Raw genomic sequence first — 19,183 nt, forward strand, 5'->3', positions numbered from 1 at the left:
AAACTGAGTCTTAAAAGAGTGACCCGCTGTCTCGACCCTGAAAGGCTTGAGGCTTATGCTATGACACCTGTTTTGATAGTTAGACAGGTTTTGGCGCAACAGATATCCGGATTAAAACGCGATATGAAACTCTGCTCACGCTACAACCTAAGGAGACACTTGTGACACCCGCAATCGATCTCGCCACCAAGGCGGGGATCTCTTTTACCGTTCACGAATATCACCATGACAAGAATGCCCCTTCCTACGGCGAAGAGGCCGCCAGTGCGCTTGGACTGGATCCCAACAGGGTATTCAAGACTCTACTGGTCAGCAGCGATGAAAAGTCACCGCCACTGGCGGTGGCCCTGGTGCCGGTGAATCATCAACTTAGCTTGAAATGCGTTGCCAAGGCGATTAAAGCCAAGAAGTTGGTGATGGCCAATCCGCAATTGGCGCAGCGTTCATCCGGCTATCTGGTGGGTGGCATCAGCCCTCTGGGGCAGAAAAAGCAGTTACCCACAGTGATAGATGCCAGCGCCCGGGAGTTTGACAGCATCTATGTCAGCGCCGGTCGCCGTGGGCTGGAGATCTGTCTTGCCGCAGAGGACTTGGCCAAGCTCTGCCGCGGCAGTTTTGCGGCGATTAAGAGCTGAATCGTAAGCGGCCAAAGCAAAAGCCCCGCAACTGCGGGGCTTTGTTATATGTGGCTCTGAATACCTTTTACAAGAAGTAAACACTAACTTCTGGCGGTGTAATCACCGACACCCAACCACTTGTAGGTGGTCAGTGCTTCCAACCCCATGGGGCCTCTGGCATGCAGTTTCTGAGTACTGACAGCCACCTCGGCGCCCAGGCCAAACTGGCCGCCATCGGTGAAACGGGTGCTGGCATTGAGATAAACCGCTGCCGAATTCACCTGGTTCATAAACTCGGTAGCGGCGATGATATCATCCGTGAGGATAGCCTCGGAGTGACCGCTGGAATAGCGGCGAATATGACCTATGGCCTGCTGGATATCATCGACCACCCGGATCCCCAGATTGAGGGATAACCACTCGGTAGCAAAGCTATCCTCGCTGGCGGCGGCCACTTGCTCAGCCCCAAGAATCGCCACAGTCTCAGGGCAGCCTACCAGCTTAACTCCGGCATCGACTAAGGCCTTGGCCACCTTGGGCAATGCCTCCTTGGCTATCTGCTTGTGCACCAACAGAGTATCCAGGGCGTTACATACGGTTGGCCGCTGCACCTTGGCATTGAGGATGACAGGAATGCCCTTCTCCAGATCGGCCGCCTTATCCAGATAGAGATGGCAGATGCCGATACCGCCGAGAATAACCGGGATAGTTGCCTGCTCGGCGCAGAGCCGCTGCAGCTTGTCGCCGCCGCGGGGCACTATCATATCCACATATTGATCCAGCTTGAGCAGGCCGGTAACCAGGGTACGATCCGGGTTATCTATAAGCTGCACCGCATCTTCCGGCAAGCCACTGGCTTTAACGCCCTGGCGAATCGCCTTGGCCAGCGCCAGGTTGGATTTCAGGGTTTCCTTGCCGCCACGGAGGATCACCGCATTACCGGTTTTAAGGGCCAGCACGGCGATATCCACAGTCACATTGGGCCTGGCCTCATAGATAACGCCTATCACCCCCAGTGGCACGGCGCGGCGACACAGGCGCAAGCCGTTATCCAACACCCGGCTGTCATACTCGCGGCCAATGGGGTCGGCAAGGGCAATCACATTGTCGATATCGGCTATCACTCCGGCCAAGCGCGACTTATCCAGCAGCAGTCTGTCTATCATGGCCGCGTTGAGACCGGCCTCTTTGGCCGCGGCGACATCCTGCTCATTGGCCGCGAGAATAGCCGCTTCATCGGCCTTGAGAGCGGCAACGATATTGTGCAGCAATTGCTGCTTGGCGGTGCCGGAAAGATTGGCCAGGGCAAAGCTGGCTTCCTTGGCCTTTTGCCCCAGTTGTTGCAGATATTCAGCTGTCATAAAACCACCATGTCGTTGCGGTGCACTATTGCATCACCATAGTCATAGCCGAGCAAGGATTCAATGTTATCTGAATGCTGGCCCGCGATACGTTTGAGGGCCACGGCGCTGTAGCGACAGATCCCCCGCGCCAGTTTACGGCCCTTGGGATCCAATAGTTGCACCGTGGCGCCACGTTCAAACTCGCCCTCGACAGCAATAATCCCCTTGGACAGCAGACTGCGGCCCTTTTCGGTTACCGCCCGCACCGCGCCTTCATCCAAAGTCAGTTTCCCCTTGGCCTTGGGTCCGGCAAGGATCCACTGTTTGCGGCTCTCCAGCGGGGTTTCGATGGCGCAGAAGTGAGTCCCCACTGACTCGCCGGCAACGATTTTTTCTATGGCGTCCGGATGATGGCCCGAGGCGATAACCACCTCGATACCGGCGCGGCGAGCTATGTCGGCCGCCTCCAGCTTGGTAGCCATGCCGCCGGTACCCAAACCGGAAACCGAGCCGCCGGCCAGTTGCCGCAGGCTGTCATCGATATTGACCACTTCGCTGATCAGATGAGCATTGGGATTATGGCGCGGATCGGCATCGAACAAGCCTTTTTGGTCTGTCAGCAGGATCAGCAAGTCGGCATCGCACAAAAGCGCTGCGCGGGCAGACAGGTTGTCGTTGTCCCCTACCTTGATCTCATTGGTGGCAACGGCGTCGTTTTCATTGATGATGGGGATAATATTCTGTTTCAGCAGCGCATTCAGGGTATCTCTGGCGTTGAGATAGCGCTCGCGATCGTGCAGATCCGCCCGGGTCAGCAGCAACTGCCCCACGTGCAGACCATAAATACTGAACAACTGAGCCCAGGCCAGGATCAACTGGCTCTGGCCCACGGCCGCGAGCAACTGTTTGTTGGCCATGGTATCCGGCAACTCCGGATACATCAGGTGCTCGCGCCCGGCGGCAATGGCGCCGGAAGTACACAAAACCACTTCGATACCGGCGCGCATTAAGGTCGCCATCTGCCTGGCCAGCTCGACCATATGGGCCTTGTCCAGGCGCTTGCTGCCGGAGGTAAGCACACTGGTACCCAGTTTTACCACTACCCGGCGGTAGCGTGTGTCACTCAAGTTCATCACTTGTATTTACTTAAAAAAGTCGGGGATAAATCTTATACCCAATCCGTCGCCGGATTCCTAGCGGCAGTCGGCATTCAAGCGGACAAAATCGTTATTTATTGCGATATCTCATGTAAAGAATCCACCTTCTGAAGAAGGTGGCTTTGTATATGCCCCCTCAAAGGGGGCGTTGTTTACTCCAGCGTTAACTGAGTTTGCTCCTGCTTTTCTTCTTTCTCTTGATGCCGGACATAACGCCTTATTATCTCTTCATTTATTCCAACCGTATCGACAAAGTATCCTCGCTGCCAAAAATGGTTACCCCACATTTTGTTCTTCCTCAAGTATGGATATTTACTAAATAGTTTTAGTGCTATTTTGCCTTTGAGCGCTCCCATCAGTCTTGATATCGATAACTTTGGCGGAACTTTTATAACTAAATGAACATGGTCTACCTGAACATTTAACTCTACTACTTTGCACCCAAGTTACTCACTGTAAACGTGAATACAGCGGTAAACCTCCTTACCTACTTTGTTTTTGAGAATCCTAAAACGGTACTTTGGAGTCCAAACTATATGATATTGACATCGCCAATACACATGCGATGCTTGCTCGTATCTACTCATGCTTTTTGTCCTTTGACTTCGCTAAAAATCAAAAGAGCAATTAGCATGGGTAGCCTTTACAGGCCAAGCCTAAATTGATGATAACCACCTACTGAAGTAGGTGGTTTAGGGGCTGAAAACAAAAAGGGCCATACCAAGTATGACCCTTAATAAATGCAGTTTATAAAGCAGATGCTCGCGCTTTAGCCTTAACCGCCGTAGGCAAACTTGAGAATAAACAGCAGCGCCAGTGCCACCACCCCGGCATTGAGATCGCGAAAACGGCCGCAGAGAAGTTTAATCGCCGCAAAGGCGATAAAGCCAAAGGCGATCCCCGTGGCTATTGAGAAGGTCAATGGCATCAGCAGGCAGACCACCACCACAGGGGCGGCTTCGGTCAAATCTTCCCACTCCACATGCACCAGGCCAGACATCATCAGAATCGCCACATAAAAGAGGGTGCCCGCGGTTGCATAAGCAGGCACCATACCGGCCAGCGGCGAGATAAAGAGTGAAGCCAAAAACAGCAGCCCGACCACGACGGCGGTCAAGCCGGTACGGCCACCGGCGCTGACGCCTGAGGTACTCTCGACATAACTTGTGGTGGTCGAAGTACCCAGCATGGCCCCGGCAATAGTGGCAGCGCTGTCGGCGGTCAGGGCGCGATTGAGTCTTGGCAGGCGCCCCTTGTCATCCAGGAAACCACCACGCTGCGCCACGGCCACCAAGGTGCCAGAGGTATCGAACAAATCCACAAATAAAAAGGCGAACACTACGGAAATCATGCTGATCTCCAGCATGCCGGAGAGATCCATCTTCATAAAGGTAGGCGCAATGGAGGGCGGCATGGATACCAGGCCACTATATTGCACATCACCAAAGGCCAGCCCTAGCAGAGTGATGGCCAGAATGCTGAGGATCACCGCCGCCTTATATCCACGCTGAACAAAAGCGATAATCAAGAAGAACCCCAATACCGACATCAGTGCCGGAAATGCGGTGATATCCCCCATACTTACCAGAGTCGCCGGATTGGCAACCACAATACCGGCACTCTTGAGGCCAATGAGCGCCAAAAACAAGCCGATACCTGCGGCAATACCGAGGCGCAGCGACATAGGAATAGAGTTGACCACCCATTCCCGAATTCGTACCAGGGAGAGGATCATAAAGCAGATCCCGGAGAGGAATACGGCGCCAAGCGCGGTTTCCCAGCTGTAACCCATTTCACCCACAACTGTATAGGTAAAAAAGGCGTTGAGACCCATTCCCGGCGCCAGGGCGATGGGATAGTTGGCCAAAAGCCCCATGACCAGACAACCTATCGCCGCCGCGATACAGGTCGCCACAAAGACTGCGCCCTGATCCATACCGGCATCAGCCAGCATTGAGGGGTTAACGAAGATGATGTAAGCCATGGTCAGAAAGGTGGTTAGACCCGCCACAGCTTCCTGCTTCAGAGAGGTTTTGTTTTGTTTTAACTTGAACAGTTTTTCCAACATGGAACCAGGTTCCTTGAATTTGAGTGTAGGGAGGTTTGTGACACTTCTTTAACGAGGTCATCGGCGGCAGATTATAGGGAGTTTGCGCTGTTCAGACCAGCACCAGAGTACTTAGTCGGCCTGTGGTATCCATTAATTGCCCACCAGCTCACAATTTATTCACATTTTGCTGCGAACAAAAAAAAGCCTGCTCAAAGAGCAGGCCAAGACATGTATCAAGCACCCAAAAGGGAAAGAGTCTACCGCGCTAGCGGGTAACACCTGGCAACAGAAGCAAAACCTCTATTGCAACTTGAGTCTAAATACACCACAAAGTGGTGAACAAAGGTTGATGGATGATGGAACTACTTAAAGGGGTAGTCAGCCCTTAAAACTCATGGCGAACATGCCGCCGCGCAAAACCTGACAATCAAACCAGGTGTTGCTCCAATAAACTAGGTTGTTTTTGCCTGTGTAAGACATAGCCGATACTCCTAACAAAGTTGTGAAATAAATACTCTAGTGAAGCTTGGCTCGGTTCCCTGGAACTAGAGGTTCTCATATCCGTGGAGACAACTTGTCACTCATTTCCCTGGAGATAGTTATCCATCCTGGATTGACTAGAGGTGGAAGGCGCTTGCCTAACCAACGAGAGCTATTATAGCCATTTGTAATTTTATTACAAGTATCAAGGCTGAAAATTTAAAACACGCCTAAAAATGTAAGCCAATTACATAAACGTTACACAAGATTTACCCATGGCACTTAATGATACACTTCGAAACACAATGAAGAAAAAATACTACCACTTGATTTTAAAGAAATAATAGCAAAACAAACCAAACCAACTTCATTCAGATTAAGTAAAATCTAACGCTGTAATTGACTGTCAGTCAGCGCCCAAATGTTAGTCTCCCAACGGAGGTAAAAGCGTGATCTCAAAGAGGTAAGACCAGTTAAGGTGAATTAGATCACCCGGTTACAGGATTGGCTAAAAATCCGTCTGAAAGTTTTCTGTTGTTTTCAGGGTTCGTAGTGGATGACGATTCAAACAGCTTCAAATCAGCTCTGACCCAACCGCTTGCAGTGGAGAACTTAGACAAGATAGCGCCTAGCAAATGTCGGGGCTAGGTAATGCCAATATAGCGGTCGCCAAATGAACAAAAGCCAACGGACAGAGTACAGGGATAACCCGGCCGACGACATCGACCGGGAGGCGTTGAGGGCTTACTCAGTCATATAGGCAAACAACCCAAGCAGCGGCGCCGCCGTAGGTTTGCCATAGAGGGGGTCACCTTCTGTGGCACTGCCGGCAATATCCAGATGACTATAGGCCATAGGCTGAGCGTCTTTTACCCCGTGTTGTGCCAATCCGGAAGCCTTTAGCAGGAAGGCCGCCGGATACTGGTGCCCTCTGGCGGTAACCGATGAGGGCGCATTATTGGAAGAAAGTAGCTCTGAGGCACCGGAAACATCACGCACCTTGGCAAAATCTTCCTTACGCAAACGGGACAGCTCCAGCCCCTCACCGTAACGCTCGGCGCTGGCTTGCAACCGCTTGGGCAATGCCTGTTGCTCGGCAACGGCGTTGGCTACTATCGCGCTGTAAGATCCATAGGCTCGCACCACATGGCCGGTCAGGGTTGCCACAGAGAACAGCTCGGGCGCCGCACTGCCCTGCGCCTTTAAACGCAGATGGGACAGCAAGTCGGCCAGCACCAAGCGCCCTTCGGCATCGGTATTACCGATCCTGACCCTGACACCCGAATGGGCTGTGATGATTTCGTCCGTGACAAAGGCTTCGCTGCCTATGCTGTTGCGTACCAGCCCCAGTTCGGCCACCACGCGAATGCCTTTGGGCTTGAGTAATGACAAGGTCTTCATCAAACCGGCCACGGCAGCCGCGCCGCCCTTGTCACGGCTCATACCGGCCATGGCGCCGCCCACTTTAAGATCGGCGCCGCCTGTGTCATACACCACACCCTTACCGGCAAAGAAATAACTGTGCTGGATGTCACCTTCGCCGCGGTACTCCAATTTAACGACTCTGGGCTGATGTCTGGCCACGGCAAAAGAGGCTCGCGCCACGGCACTCAGCAAGGGATAGTCCCGCTCCAGAATGTCTCTGTCTTCCACGACCTGCAGCGACAGCCCTGAATCTTTGAAGGCATTGAGGCAGTAATCAGCAAAGGCAGGGGCGCCCATGCGCTCGGGCTCAGTGCCGCAAAGATCTCTGGCAAGGTTGCGGCCGGCTTCAATGGCATTGAGCATGTCGGCATCGGCGCCGTTCAGCACCCCTATAGCTTCTATGCTGTCAAGGGTGGTGCCCGCTTCCCGGGCTTCCAATGGTTGCCATAGTTCCTGCGCCATTGCCAACGCCGCAACCAGATCGGCCTTGGCGTATTCATCGCCCAAGGATACAGGCTTATCGACCCACAGCAGCGGCCTTTTAGCTCCTGCGTCTCGGGCGATGGCGATACCTGCCCTGGCAGCATTGGCAAAGGCGCGCACATCGTCATAATCGCCAAGCGGCGCGACCGGGGCGATAATCAAGCGGCCACCGGCAAGCCCGGGTGCAAACAACAGGGTCGGGCTCTTGCCCACCCGTTTGTCGACTTGAGCTCCGTGGGAGGCCAGTATCACCACCTCTTCGATTGGACACGCCGTCACATCGGCGCTGACCACCAGCAATGCATCCCAGCCTGCCTCACTGAAAATTGCATCCTGGTCAGTAACATCAATAAATTCAACCATGACCCATCCTAATTATTTTTTATTGGCGCCCAGCATTATTCCCTTTCCGGCGCCGGATTACCATTATCTGGCTGGCAAGTTTCGCTGCCACAAATAAACAATTGTCCCAACTGGGTTCTGCGCCCTTACGCCGCTGTGTGATAGACTGGTGACAACTCGCGCTTGGCCCGTTCCAAGCCCGCCAACCAGACGAAAAGATCAGGAGTTTGCTGTGTCCAGTCTCAGCCAATTGCAACCTCAGCCGCTATGGCAGTGGTTTGAACAAATCTGTGCCATTCCTCACCCATCCAAGCATGAAGCCGCGCTCAGCCAGTATATTCAGAGCTGGGCCAAAGACCGTCAGCTTGAAGTTATCGAAGATAAAGTCGGTAACCTGATTATTCGCAAAGATGCCACTCCCGGGATGGAAAACCGCAAACCCGTGGTGATCCAGGCCCATATAGATATGGTGCCGCAGAAAAATGCCGATAAAGAGCATGACTTCGTCAAAGATCCGATCCAGCCCTGGATTGATGGCGACTGGGTCAAGGCCCAGGGCACGACTCTGGGTGCCGATAACGGCATAGGCATGGCATCGGCGCTGGCCATTCTCGGCAGTGACGATATTCCCCACGGGCCGCTGGAAGTGCTGCTGACCATAGATGAAGAAGCGGGTATGACAGGAGCCTTTGGCCTGGAAGCCGGTATGCTTCGCGGTGAAATCCTGATCAACACAGATTCAGAGCAGGAAGGCGAAATCTACATGGGCTGCGCCGGTGGCGTGGATGCCGAGATCGCCCTGCCAATGGTCTGGGAAGCCACAGGCGAGGGTTTCCAGGCATTCAACCTGACGCTCTCCGGACTCAAGGGTGGCCACTCGGGAGTAAATATTCACCTGGGACGCGGTAATGCCAACAAGCTGCTGGCCCGTTTCCTGTTTGAACACAGCGAAAGCCTGCAGCTGGAACTGGCCGAATTCAACGGCGGTTCGCTGCGTAACGCCATTCCCCGTGAAGCCAGTGCCACTATTCTGGTACCGGCCGAACAAGCCACAGCGTTGAGCGAAGCCGTCGCGGCTTTCCAGGCGCTGCTTAGAGAAGAGCTGGCAGTTGCCGATCCGGCCGCTTGCCTGACTCTCACCGAAGTGCCGCTGCCTGCCAAGGTGATGAGCGAGCAGAGTCAGAACACTCTTATCGATCTGCTGCATGCCTGCCCCAACGGTGTCATGCGGATGAGTGACGAGATTGAAGGCGTGACCGAGACCTCACTCAACCTCGGGGTGATCAATACCAGCGAACAGGACGTCAAACTCCTGTGCCTGATCCGCTCCTTAATTGACTCTGGTCGCAACCAGGTTGAAGGCATGCTGATCGCCCTGGCCAACCTGGCCGGTGCCGAGATTGATCTTTCCGGCGCCTACCCAGGCTGGAAGCCAGACAGCCAGTCTCCTGTAATGGCGATTGTGCGCGACACCTATCAGGACATCTACCATAAAGAGCCGGTGATCATGGTGATCCATGCCGGTTTGGAATGTGGCCTGTTCAAGGAGCCCTATCCGGCCATGGATATGGTGTCTATCGGCCCCACCATACGCTTCCCCCACAGCCCGGATGAAATGGTGAATATCACCACAGTGGGCCAATACTGGCAGCTGCTGTTGGCGGTACTGGAACGTATTCCCGAAAAGGCCTGATACCTTGATTAAGGCACTTAAGCCTTGAATAGATAGCGCCAAACGACTTGGCGTGGCAGCCAGGCGACAAGTGAGTGGCTCTCCATCAACATGGGCAAACTATGTGATTGGGGTAAGCGAACCTTGCCAACACAAATGCCACTTCAATAAAGGCATAAAAAAAAAGCCGCACCGGAGCACTCCGGGGCGGCTTTTTGATGCGTAGCGCCTAGCGTTTAGGCTATTCCTCCAGCAAGCTACGCAACATCCAGGCAGTCTTTTCGTGGACTTCCAGCCTGCGGGTCAGCAGATCGGCGCTCGGCTGGTCATTGGCCTTGTCGATAACGGGGAACAGATCTCTGGCGGTGCGGGCCGTGGCCTCCTGGGCTTCAACCAGATGTAATATCATCTCATTGGCAGAGGGCACACCTTCCACTTCCTTGATGGATGCCAGGCGAACAAACTCTTTATAAGTCCCGGGCGCCGGATACCCCAGGGCGCGGATCCGCTCGGCAATTTCATCCAGCGCATTCCACTGCTCTGTGTATTGATCCATAAACATCTGATGCAGGCTGTTGAACTGTGGGCCTTTGACGTTCCAATGGAAATTATGGGTCATCAGATACAGGGTATAACTGTCGGCCAGCAGTGCAGAAAGCCCCGCGACAATTTTTTTACGATCTGCATCATTGATGCCTATATCTATAGTGGGTGCCTTGACTTTCTTGGTTGCCATATACACTCCTTTTGCTTGTTGGCGATAGTCGCACTCAATGGCGACTAAAGATAAATAGCTATAACAGGGTGGAGGCTTGCGCCCCCATAAACTGTGATCTACTACACAGTTTGTCCAGTTAGAGCTTCCCAATGGCTATCTAAATGACTGTTTTGATAAAACCACTCACAACCAGGGGCTGAACCAGAAAAAGACAAAATCTTTTGTCCATTCGCTGGATAATATTTAGCCCCCCCAAAACCTTCAGCTTATGTTCATCAAAGGCGACTTATCCTGAAGCCACTGATGGGGAATTGCATCGCAAGGCCTCAGTTAGCTCACTTGCCAGGCAGGTAACCATATCGGCCTAAAGGAGGCAACCATGAACAAGCTGAAAATCTGGCTGCAGCACAGTGTACTTATCCTGTGTCTGTTTGGCCTGCCAACTACGGCGCTGCAGGCCGCCGAATCCGGCAGTGATATCCGGGATCCCGAGCTGATGCAACTGCTCTCCCCTATCGCTCTCTATCCGGACACCTTGTTGACCCATATGCTAATCGCCTCAACCTATCCACTGGAACTGGTGCAGGCACAGCGCTGGCGCAAACAGCGCAGCCATTGGAGCAATGAACGCCTGATGGCCGAAGCCGAGAACCAGGATTGGGATCCCAGTGTGATGGCGCTTATCGCCTTTCCGGAAGTGTTGAACAAGATGAGCACAGATCTGGACTGGACCGCCCGTTTGGGCGAAGCCTTTATCGCCGATGAAGGCCGGGTGATGGATGGGATTCAAACCCTGAGACAAGCCGCCTGGGATGCCGACTCATTAAATGACCTGGGTAACCTCAACGCCAGACGCGACAAGCGCCAGATAGTGATAGCACCGACCCGCACCGAAATTATCTATGTCCCTTACTACGACAGTCGCCGTGTCTATGGCCACTGGCACTGGAGCAGCTATCCGCCTATCTATTGGGACCCTTTCCCCGGATATGTACGCTACCACTCCAGTCCTTTTTACTGGCGCAGTGCCGGGGTCAGCATTTCATTTAACTTCTTCTTCAGCGCCTTTCATTGGCATGACAGAGTGGTCTGGGTCGATTATCGCCACAAACACTATAATCACTACCGGCCGAGACTGGCCTATAGCCAGGGAGCCCAGCGCTGGAGCCATAACCCGCACCACAGACGTGGCGCCCATTATCGTCACCCTGGGTTGCAACAACGCTACAACAAGGCGGTATACAACAAGCCGCACAAGCGTTATGAATCCCAGGCCCGCAGCTTCAACCATAGCCAGAGGCTGCATCAGGACAGAAACAAGCAACAAAAGCAGTTGCAGCGAGAGTTAAAGCAGCGCAGAGAGCACAATAGCCGTGAATGGCGCGCCGCTGACAAGAGGGAGAAGATGCATAAGGGCGAGCCCCAAAAAGTTCGCCAGCTGTCACAGCAGCCGTCATATAGGAGTACCAATAACAGTGCCAACGCCGCCGACAAAACGATGCGGGTTAAACATCAGGCCAGAGACAGACAGTTGCAACAGGCCTCAAACCAGCACACTAACACTACTCATAGACAAGCTGAAAAGCGCCGGCAACAGGCAGATAAACAACATCAGCCTCAGAGACACTATCAGCCTCATAGTCAATCGAAGGTGCAGCATCAGCAGCGAGCTCAGCCACAGCGCCATCAGGCTGAGCGACGCCAGCCCCGCCGTGCTCAGGAGCACAGACAACGCTCAGTGCATCAACAAAGAGAGCGTTGAACAAAGAGAGTGCTGAAAAAGCTGAGTTGAAAAAGCCGGGTTAAAAGTAGCACTTGCCCTAAAGTGAAAACGAATGAAAAAGACAGGTCCAGCACTGGCCTGTCTTTTTTTGGGTGTAGTTGTATGACTCAGATAAAGCCGCTCAGACGGCTCTGTCGTCGTACAAGTCGATTTGAGTCAGCGCCGCCACCTCTTCGATATAGGCGCGCACTCTGGCCGGGAATACCAGCCCCTTGACCATGGTCAGGTTTCTCAGACCGGGGAACAGGTTGATATCATCAATACTCAACTTATTGCCCCGCTCCGACGGCAATAGCAGCCAGTCGAGCAGAGGCCAACACTTAGCCAGGCCCTCAAGAAAATCGGCCGTTTGCGCAAGCGCTTTTTCGAAAGACATCTCTATCATGGCGCTCTTGTTTTGGGTAAACCAGGCAATCGCCTCTTGGCAGCCAAATTCAGGCAGGCCGAGCAACACATTGCGGGGATAGAGCAAGCGACTGCTGAAATAACCGGATGCCTCCTGCCATTGGCTGACAGCATCGGCCTGGCTGGCAAGAGTAATGACCGGCTTACCATCCAGATTATCCAGATAACTGACGATATCCAGGCTCTCGGCCATGAAGCTGCCATCGGCTTTTTGTAAAATGGGTACCATATTGGCGCCGACCATAGCTATTCTGGACTCCACATCATGGTTTTGCAGATAGACCCGCTCCACCGGCAACGCCTTAAGCCCCACCAGCATCATAGCCTTGACGCAATAGGGACAATGGTCAAACACAAAAAGCTTCATCAGTACTCCTTAGCTTCCTTGGAACTGTCAGGGCCATCAGCATATCCTCCGAGGCCAGAGCTGGGCAACTCCTGACTGGCCGGCGGTGCAAACAGCAAACGCCAACGTTGCCTGAAACTAAGCCCGGGGCGGCTCACTTCCGCCAACATATCGCGCCATTCGGCAAAAGTGACTGTCACAGGATTAAAGCTGTTCACCGGTTTGGTAATACCATAGCGCACGGTTTCCCGCTCCGGCTCGAAGCTGCCGAATAATCTATCCCAAATGATCAACACCCCGGCGTAGTTCTTATCTATGTACTGAGGATTACGGCCGTGGTGCACCCTGTGGTGGGACGGAGTGTTGAATATCCACTCCAAGGGCCCAAGACGTTTGATGGCCTGGGTATGGACAAAAAATTGCAGTCCCAGATTAAGCAGCACCACAAATACCACCCAGTTGGGGTCGAAGCCTATGATCACCAAGGGCAACCAAAACAGCCACATGCCCGCCAATGGGTACATCAGGCTCTGACGAAAGGCGGTGGAAAAATTCATGTTTTCCGAGCTGTGGTGTACTACATGGGCGGCCCACATCCAGCGGCACCTGTGGCTGGCCCGGTGGAACCAGTAATAGCAAAAGTCCTGCCCCAGCATCAGCAGTAGAAAGGTCCAGCCATTCATCTCAATGTCGAACAAACGCCAGCCGAATAACCACAAATAAAGTTTGGCCAGCAGTAACCCTGTGAGAATATCGGCGCCCTGGTGCATGCCTGCCAGCACAAAGTTACAGAAAACCTCCGCCGGCCGATAGCGGGCATTCTCGGGTAAACGTCTGAGGCGGTCACCGAAAAACCACTCCAATGCCATACAGATGAAGAACAGCGGCGCCAATACCAGCAGCAGCCATTCAGGATGTGAAATAAGTAAATTGAAATCCATTTTTATTCCTTTTATTCCAACTCACCATTTGGCAAAGTGATCTTCTGTCAGGCCGCTCTGCTGCACCAGCTCATGGCGCTGGCCCCGGGAGTCTTTGACCCAACCGGAAAACAGCCCGGTATACTGGCGAAAATTGCTTTTAAGCAGCCCAAGGTTGAGCCTTTCGCTGCGGCACCCCAAGGGCGAAAATGTCAACTCCAGGTCACCGCGCTCAGACCAAACTCGCCATTGGCCGCCGGATGCTGCCCTGCGGTCAAACTCAAAATGCACCGGCGACAGCAAATGCCTGGCACCATCAACCCAGAGCACGTTTTCACAAGAGCCGGTCTCGTTGACTCCGGCCGCCAAGTTTATCCCCAACCCCTTGCCATCAATATCAGCATTGATAGAGGCCCAGCGCCAACTGGTTTCCCGGCGCATAAAGCCTGCGGAAAAGTCATAACCGGCTCTGGCATGCAGTAGCGGCTGGGGTTCATGATTAAAGGACAACTGGCCGGAGACCTTGAGGGCATTGTGTTTTTGGGTATAGGTCCAACCGTTGTAACCGGTTGGACTGCAAAGCGCCATCGGCAAGCTGAGCGGTTCGGGAGTCAAGGTCAGTTCCCCCTCAAGTGGCATTCCCTGTAGTTTAAGATCCAGACTCAGTTGCCATTGTCCCTGCTCACGCCGAAAGTGAATACCGCCCATACGGCTCTCCCCCTGCCATGGCGAACGGCTCAGGTTAAAACCAGCGGGTGGCCGCAGCAGATTCTGCTGATACATGCGACGACTCTGCAAATCAAACAGATAACAGAAACCACTGCCAAGATAGGCGATATCCGCCAAGGCAACGCCCAGCATCCATCTGGGGCTATTAAGGCCAATAAACTCAAACTGCTTATAACTGCAGCGCTGTTTCAGGCGTGAAACCCTGCGGTCCATCTCATTGAACAGCTGAAAGTCTGCCAATCCCAGGCTTTTCGGCGGGCCGTCGAAATGCCCAAACAGGGGCCGGCCGTGAACATCTATCAAAGAGTCAGGCGCCGCCTGGGTAGCAACCCCGGATTGAGTCGTCGGCAAAGGCCCGGATTTCAATTCCAACATATTCCCAACAGCTGTTTTTAGAGCAATAACTTGACTCTACCCTGTCGCCGTCGGAGATTGAAGCCTTGAATGTTACAAAAATGAAAAACCAATTGCAGAATACGATCTGGTTTACGATGTCATTCAGAAACGCTAACTGACAAAGACACCCCTTGATAATCTAAGCTAGCTGTTTCACGGGATTGATACTTGAGTTTGCCCCTTGGCGGCCTACGCGCAAAGAACCCGCAAAAATCTCCCCCTTACAGAACCAAAGTCGGTTATCTGCCATAAGCAGATGCTGGAAGCCAAACTCAAATCTGGTTATCCTGATGCCACCTTTTTACAGCTTCGGATTTTTATGAAACGGCTTGCTACCTTGATGCTGGGGTCGGCGCTGCTCTTTGGCTGCGCCAGTCATACCCCCAACTTTATTGCCCTGAGCCCTGAACTGCCTGCGGTCACGCCACAGACCTCGCTGGAGCCTGCTCTGGCGCTGCAAACCCTGGATACCCGCACCGCCAATTTTATTGTGCGATTCAATGAAGACGGCAAAGCCGCACGTCTGGTAAGCCCAGCCGAGCCACCCAGGGCCCAACTGGATCAACTGTTTCGTCAAGGTTTTGCCAAGGCCGGATACCGAATTGATCCCGCCAGTGGGAAAGAAGTGCAGCTGCAGCTGATTGAACTGCTCACTGATGTGGATGAATCCAGCTTCGGCTTCGAAGCCAAAACCAATGTCAGCATCAATCTGCTGGCGAAAAACAGCAGCCATACCCTGACCAAGCGCTATAAGGCCAAGGGGCTGCTCAAGGGGCCATTCAGTGCCGACTTCGCCTCACTGGAACTGGACATGAACAAACTGATCACCCAGTTGACCGGCGAAATACTCAACGACCCCGAGCTGCACAGCTTTTTGCAGCAGTAATTTATTGGGCCGGTCGGTGACTCACAGGCCTGCCCGTCTGCAACACTATGATAAGGAATCTGGTCATGAGCCGATGGATACTCGCAGCCGTATTGATGCTGACCAGTCAGCTGGCGCTGGCATTGGATATACAAAAAGACAATCTCTACCCCCAAGTGGAATTTGATACCAGCATGGGCAAAATCGTGGTCGAGCTCGACCGCACCCGGGCGCCCATTACTGTGGACAACTTTCTCACCTATGTGGTGCGCGGCGACTACAACAACACATTGTTTCACCGCATTATTGCCGATTTCGTGGTTCAGGGCGGCGGCCTCAGTCCCAAGTATGAAGAACTGCCGTCAGACAAGCCGATAGTCAATGAGTCGGGCAACGGCCTGTCCAACAGCCTAGGCACTATAGCCATGGCCAGAGAGAATGCCCCCCATTCGGCCACCCGCCAGTTTTACTTCAATGTGGCCGACAACAAAAAGCTCGACCCATCCTCCAGGCGCTGGGGCTATGCCGTATTCGGTGAAGTCAGCCAAGGGCTTGAAGTTCTGCAGAATATGGCGCTGGTAGAGACAGGCACCAACAGCACCTTGGGTTGGCCCGACGTGCCGGTCACCCAAGTTTTGTTGAAGAAAGCCACACTTCTGCCGAGAAATTAACCCCAGGCACGGCTCAGTATCAAAAAGCTGTCTATACTGAACCTGGCAAACATAAGGAGGCGATCTGATGACCCCGGAAGAGTTCATCGATGTGAAAGCGCCCCAACTGGCTCATTACGGCAAAGCATTCTTGAGCGACAAGCTGGAATTTAATGAAGTCAGATTGTATCTGTGGGATACCCTGGAAGAATGGCATCAGCTGAACTTGCAGGGGGAAGCGCAAACGGATGTCGAACGCGTATTTTGGCACTTGTTGTACGCCTTCGATAAATGGCCCGATTGGGTATTGCGCGGTAACCAGTTTTTGCGCCAGCAACTGGACGACTGCTGTGAATACCTGTTCGGTGGTGGCCCCATACCCGAAGGCTGTATCGGCGTCAGGCCCTGAGACAGACGTTAATCTACCCCGCCCGGGTGACACTTTAATGACACGGGCGACCAATCCCCGGCTTTGCCGGGGATTTTTTATTGGGCAAACACCCAAGCACGCCTTGAAGTCGCAGGCGCAGGCTTTTACTCTAAGGCCTTTGACTCTCACCAAGCCGTGCCATGCCTCAATCTTTTTTTGCCAGCACCCGAGACGCCCTGAGTATCTATTTCCATAAGCGGGTACTCATCTTATTGCTGCTCGGTTTTTCCGCCGGCCTGCCGCTGATGCTGGTATTTTCCACCCTGTCTTTCTGGCTCAGGGAAGCCGGGGTAGACAGGGCCGCCATTGGCTATTTCAGTTGGGTGGCCTTGATCTATGCCTTCAAGTGGGCCTGGTCCCCCCTGGTCGATCGCATGCCCCTGCCTTTGTTCAGCCAACTTTTTGGCCGTCGCCGCGGCTGGATGTTGTTCTCCCAGTTATTACTGATAGCCGCCATTTTGGGGATGGCCGGCAGCGACCCCATGGAAGATCTCACCCATCTGGCACTGTTTGCGCTGATGGTGGCCTTTTCCTCCGCCACCCAGGACATAGTGGTCGATGCCTTTCGTATCGAGTCGGCGCCGGAGAAAATGCAGGCGGCACTGGCCGCCGCCTATCAGGTAGGCTATCGCAGCGCGATGATCATAGCCACGGCAGGCTCACTGACTATCGCCGCCTGGGTTTCTCCCGAGCCGGAAAGCTACGATCTCCAGAGCTGGCAAACCGCCTATCTGGTAATGGCAGGTTTGATGGGCATCGGCATACTGGCAACGCTTTTTGCCAAAGAGCCGGCGGTGGATATCAGCTCGATAGGGGAAGAGGAAGCCGTTCTCAGAGACAGACTCAGGGCCAACCTGGCACCCAGACTCTCTGTCTGGGCCGCGCCGGCCAACCTGTTTATCCTGCGCCATGGCAAGTTACTGCTCCTGCTGCTGGGGCTATATTTCTGTTTTAGCCTGGCCGAGCCTTTCACCCAGGTACTGCAATCCTACTTTCCGAGTCAGGCCCTGAATACAAATGTGGTTACTCTGGCTACTATGGGGCTCACTCTGCTGCTCTGGTTGCTGATCTTCGGCGTCAAAAGTAAAGACAGGGCAATTCAAGAGCGGGAAGCCAAGCAGCTGACCCAGGCCGGCACAGATAGGATGGCCGCCTTTATCTCCTGGCTCTACAGTGCCGTGGCCCTGCCCTTTATCGATTTCTTTCGCCGCTACGGCAAGAGCGCGATTCTGATCCTTATGCTGATCTCCTGCTACCGGATCTCGGATATTGTCATGGGGATCATGGCCAATGTTTTCTATGTGGATATGGGCTTCAGCAAGGAAGAGATAGCCACCTTGAGCAAGGTCTATGGTCTGATAATGACCCTGGTGGGCTCGGCATTCGGCGGGGTGTTGTTGGCACGCTTCGGCACCATAAAAATCCTCTATGTCGGCGCCTTCCTGGTGGCCACCACCAATCTGTTGTTCGCCCTGCAGGCCATGGTGGGCTACAACGTGCCACTGCTGACCCTGGCAATTTCGGTGGACAACTTCAGCGGCGGTATCGCCACAGCGGCCTTTATCGCCTACCTTTCCAGCCTCACCAGCAGTGGCTACAGTGCCACTCAGTATGCGCTGCTGTCTTCGGTGATGTTACTGTTTCCCAAGTTTATTGCCGGCTTCTCCGGCGCCTGGGTCAACGCCTTTGGCTATGTAAATTTCTTTGTCAGCGCCAGCATCATAGGCTTGCCCGTGCTGCTGCTGATTTGGCTGGTGCAAAAAAACAGCCCGCCGAGGCGGGCTGATACTGCTCAGGATACGCTCAAGTCGCAGATTAACGACTAGTCGCGGAAATTATTGAACTGGAAAGGCTGGCCCAGCTCGGCATTACGGGCCAGCGCCATCACAGCCTGCAAGTCGTCACGCTTCTTGCCTGTGACCCGTACCGAGTCGCCCTGGATTTGCGCCTGCACCTTTATCTTGCTGTCTTTGATCTGTTTTACCAGCTTCTTGGCCACATCAGCCTCTATGCCTTGTTTGAACTTAACCTTCAAAGAGAACATCTTGCCGCTGTGAATCGCCTTTTCATCCACTTCCATCGCCTTGGGATCCACATTACGACGGCTCAGTTGGGTTCTTAAAATATCCACCATCTGATTGCACTGAAAGTCCGACTCTGCCGACAGGGTCACTACAAAGTCTTTATACTCCACCGCAAATTCCACCCCACGGAAATCGAAGCGGGTATCCAATTCACGTTTGCTGTTATCCACTGCGTTACGCAGCTCAACGGCATCTACTTCTGACACTATATCGAATGAGGGCATTTCATCGCCTTTTACTTATCAGTCAAACCAATAGCGCCAGTCTACCCTAAGTTGAAGCCGAGCT

Annotated in this window: 16 protein-coding genes and 1 pseudogene; 7 read left to right on the forward strand and 10 right to left on the reverse strand. The window is 53.5% G+C overall.

What is annotated here, in order from left to right:
• Window positions 1-161 precede the first annotated feature (161 nt).
• Window positions 162-635 (forward strand): Cys-tRNA(Pro) deacylase, encoded by a 474-nt coding sequence (gene ybaK / locus SIL79_RS01145; protein WP_319618910.1) that lies wholly within the window; start codon window positions 162-164, stop codon window positions 633-635.
• Window positions 636-718: 83 nt separating this feature from the next.
• Here ybaK and SIL79_RS01150 read toward each other — a convergent pair whose 3' ends face one another.
• The 5 genes and pseudogenes from SIL79_RS01150 to SIL79_RS01170 all read right to left on the reverse strand — a co-directional run bounded on the left by SIL79_RS01150 (window position 719) and on the right by SIL79_RS01170 (window position 7,918).
• Window positions 719-1,978 (reverse strand): glutamate-5-semialdehyde dehydrogenase, encoded by a 1,260-nt coding sequence (locus SIL79_RS01150; protein ID WP_234501085.1) that lies wholly within the window; start codon window positions 1,976-1,978, stop codon window positions 719-721.
• Entirely contained in the window at window positions 1,975-3,093 is a 1,119-nt protein-coding gene (gene proB, locus SIL79_RS01155; RefSeq protein WP_039034272.1) for a glutamate 5-kinase, read from the reverse strand. The genes SIL79_RS01150 and proB overlap by 4 nt, the downstream gene beginning before the upstream one ends.
• A 176-nt stretch (window positions 3,094-3,269) precedes the next feature.
• Window positions 3,270-3,704, reverse strand: a pseudogene (gene tnpA, locus SIL79_RS01160) (IS200/IS605 family transposase).
• A gap of 188 nt (window positions 3,705-3,892) precedes the next feature.
• The gene (locus tag SIL79_RS01165; RefSeq protein WP_039034273.1) at window positions 3,893-5,185 is read right to left on the reverse strand and encodes an NCS2 family permease; all 1,293 of its coding nucleotides are present in this window, start codon (window positions 5,183-5,185) and stop codon (window positions 3,893-3,895) included.
• 1,206 nt (window positions 5,186-6,391) lie between these two features.
• The gene (locus SIL79_RS01170; RefSeq protein WP_319618911.1) at window positions 6,392-7,918 is read right to left on the reverse strand and encodes a M17 family metallopeptidase; all 1,527 of its coding nucleotides are present in this window, start codon (window positions 7,916-7,918) and stop codon (window positions 6,392-6,394) included.
• A 211-nt stretch (window positions 7,919-8,129) separates the two neighbouring features.
• Here SIL79_RS01170 and SIL79_RS01175 point away from each other — a divergent pair, with 211 nt between their 5' ends.
• Window positions 8,130-9,590, forward strand: coding sequence for an aminoacyl-histidine dipeptidase (locus tag SIL79_RS01175; RefSeq protein ID WP_319618912.1), 1,461 nt, complete (start codon window positions 8,130-8,132; stop codon window positions 9,588-9,590).
• Between the two features lie 220 nt (window positions 9,591-9,810).
• Here the strand turns inward: SIL79_RS01175 and SIL79_RS01180 are convergent, their stop codons facing one another.
• Window positions 9,811-10,305, reverse strand: a complete 495-nt coding sequence (locus tag SIL79_RS01180) for a Dps family protein (protein ID WP_039034276.1) — start codon at window positions 10,303-10,305, stop codon at window positions 9,811-9,813.
• A 361-nt stretch (window positions 10,306-10,666) separates the two neighbouring features.
• Here SIL79_RS01180 and SIL79_RS01185 point away from each other — a divergent pair, with 361 nt between their 5' ends.
• On the forward strand, window positions 10,667-12,049 hold the full coding sequence (locus SIL79_RS01185) for a DUF3300 domain-containing protein (protein ID WP_319618913.1): 1,383 nt from the start codon (window positions 10,667-10,669) through the stop codon (window positions 12,047-12,049).
• A gap of 142 nt (window positions 12,050-12,191) precedes the next feature.
• On the opposite strand, the gene grxB is transcribed toward SIL79_RS01185, so the two are convergent.
• From grxB to SIL79_RS01200, 3 genes are read right to left on the reverse strand one after another with little or no spacing between them, the layout of a single operon-like run.
• Entirely contained in the window at window positions 12,192-12,842 is a 651-nt protein-coding gene (gene grxB / locus SIL79_RS01190; RefSeq protein ID WP_071475480.1) for a glutaredoxin 2, read from the reverse strand.
• Window positions 12,842-13,762, reverse strand: a complete 921-nt coding sequence (locus tag SIL79_RS01195; RefSeq protein ID WP_052248094.1) for a sterol desaturase family protein — start codon at window positions 13,760-13,762, stop codon at window positions 12,842-12,844. Before SIL79_RS01195 ends, grxB begins: the two co-directional genes overlap by 1 nt.
• Window positions 13,763-13,783: 21 nt before the next feature.
• Window positions 13,784-14,845, reverse strand: coding sequence for a DUF2804 domain-containing protein (locus SIL79_RS01200; protein WP_319618914.1), 1,062 nt, complete (start codon window positions 14,843-14,845; stop codon window positions 13,784-13,786).
• Window positions 14,846-15,185: 340 nt separating this feature from the next.
• On the opposite strand from SIL79_RS01200, the gene SIL79_RS01205 reads away from it, so the two are divergent.
• The 4 genes from SIL79_RS01205 (at window position 15,186) to SIL79_RS01220 (ending at window position 18,637) form a co-directional block, all read left to right on the forward strand.
• Window positions 15,186-15,752, forward strand: coding sequence for a YajG family lipoprotein (locus SIL79_RS01205; RefSeq protein WP_144361755.1), 567 nt, complete (start codon window positions 15,186-15,188; stop codon window positions 15,750-15,752).
• Between the two features lie 65 nt (window positions 15,753-15,817).
• Window positions 15,818-16,402 (forward strand): peptidylprolyl isomerase, encoded by a 585-nt coding sequence (locus SIL79_RS01210; protein WP_028779732.1) that lies wholly within the window; start codon window positions 15,818-15,820, stop codon window positions 16,400-16,402.
• Between the two features lie 67 nt (window positions 16,403-16,469).
• Window positions 16,470-16,790, forward strand: coding sequence for a hypothetical protein (locus tag SIL79_RS01215; RefSeq protein WP_025011704.1), 321 nt, complete (start codon window positions 16,470-16,472; stop codon window positions 16,788-16,790).
• A 161-nt stretch (window positions 16,791-16,951) separates the two neighbouring features.
• Entirely contained in the window at window positions 16,952-18,637 is a 1,686-nt protein-coding gene (locus SIL79_RS01220; protein WP_162206659.1) for an MFS transporter, read from the forward strand.
• Here the strand turns inward: SIL79_RS01220 and SIL79_RS01225 are convergent.
• The gene (locus tag SIL79_RS01225) at window positions 18,634-19,119 is read right to left on the reverse strand and encodes a YajQ family cyclic di-GMP-binding protein (protein ID WP_028779730.1); all 486 of its coding nucleotides are present in this window, start codon (window positions 19,117-19,119) and stop codon (window positions 18,634-18,636) included. The genes SIL79_RS01220 and SIL79_RS01225 overlap by 4 nt on opposite strands.
• Window positions 19,120-19,183 lie beyond the last annotated feature (64 nt).

The organism is Shewanella indica (assembly GCF_033842865.1).
Lineage (GTDB): Bacteria > Pseudomonadota > Gammaproteobacteria > Enterobacterales > Shewanellaceae > Shewanella > Shewanella indica.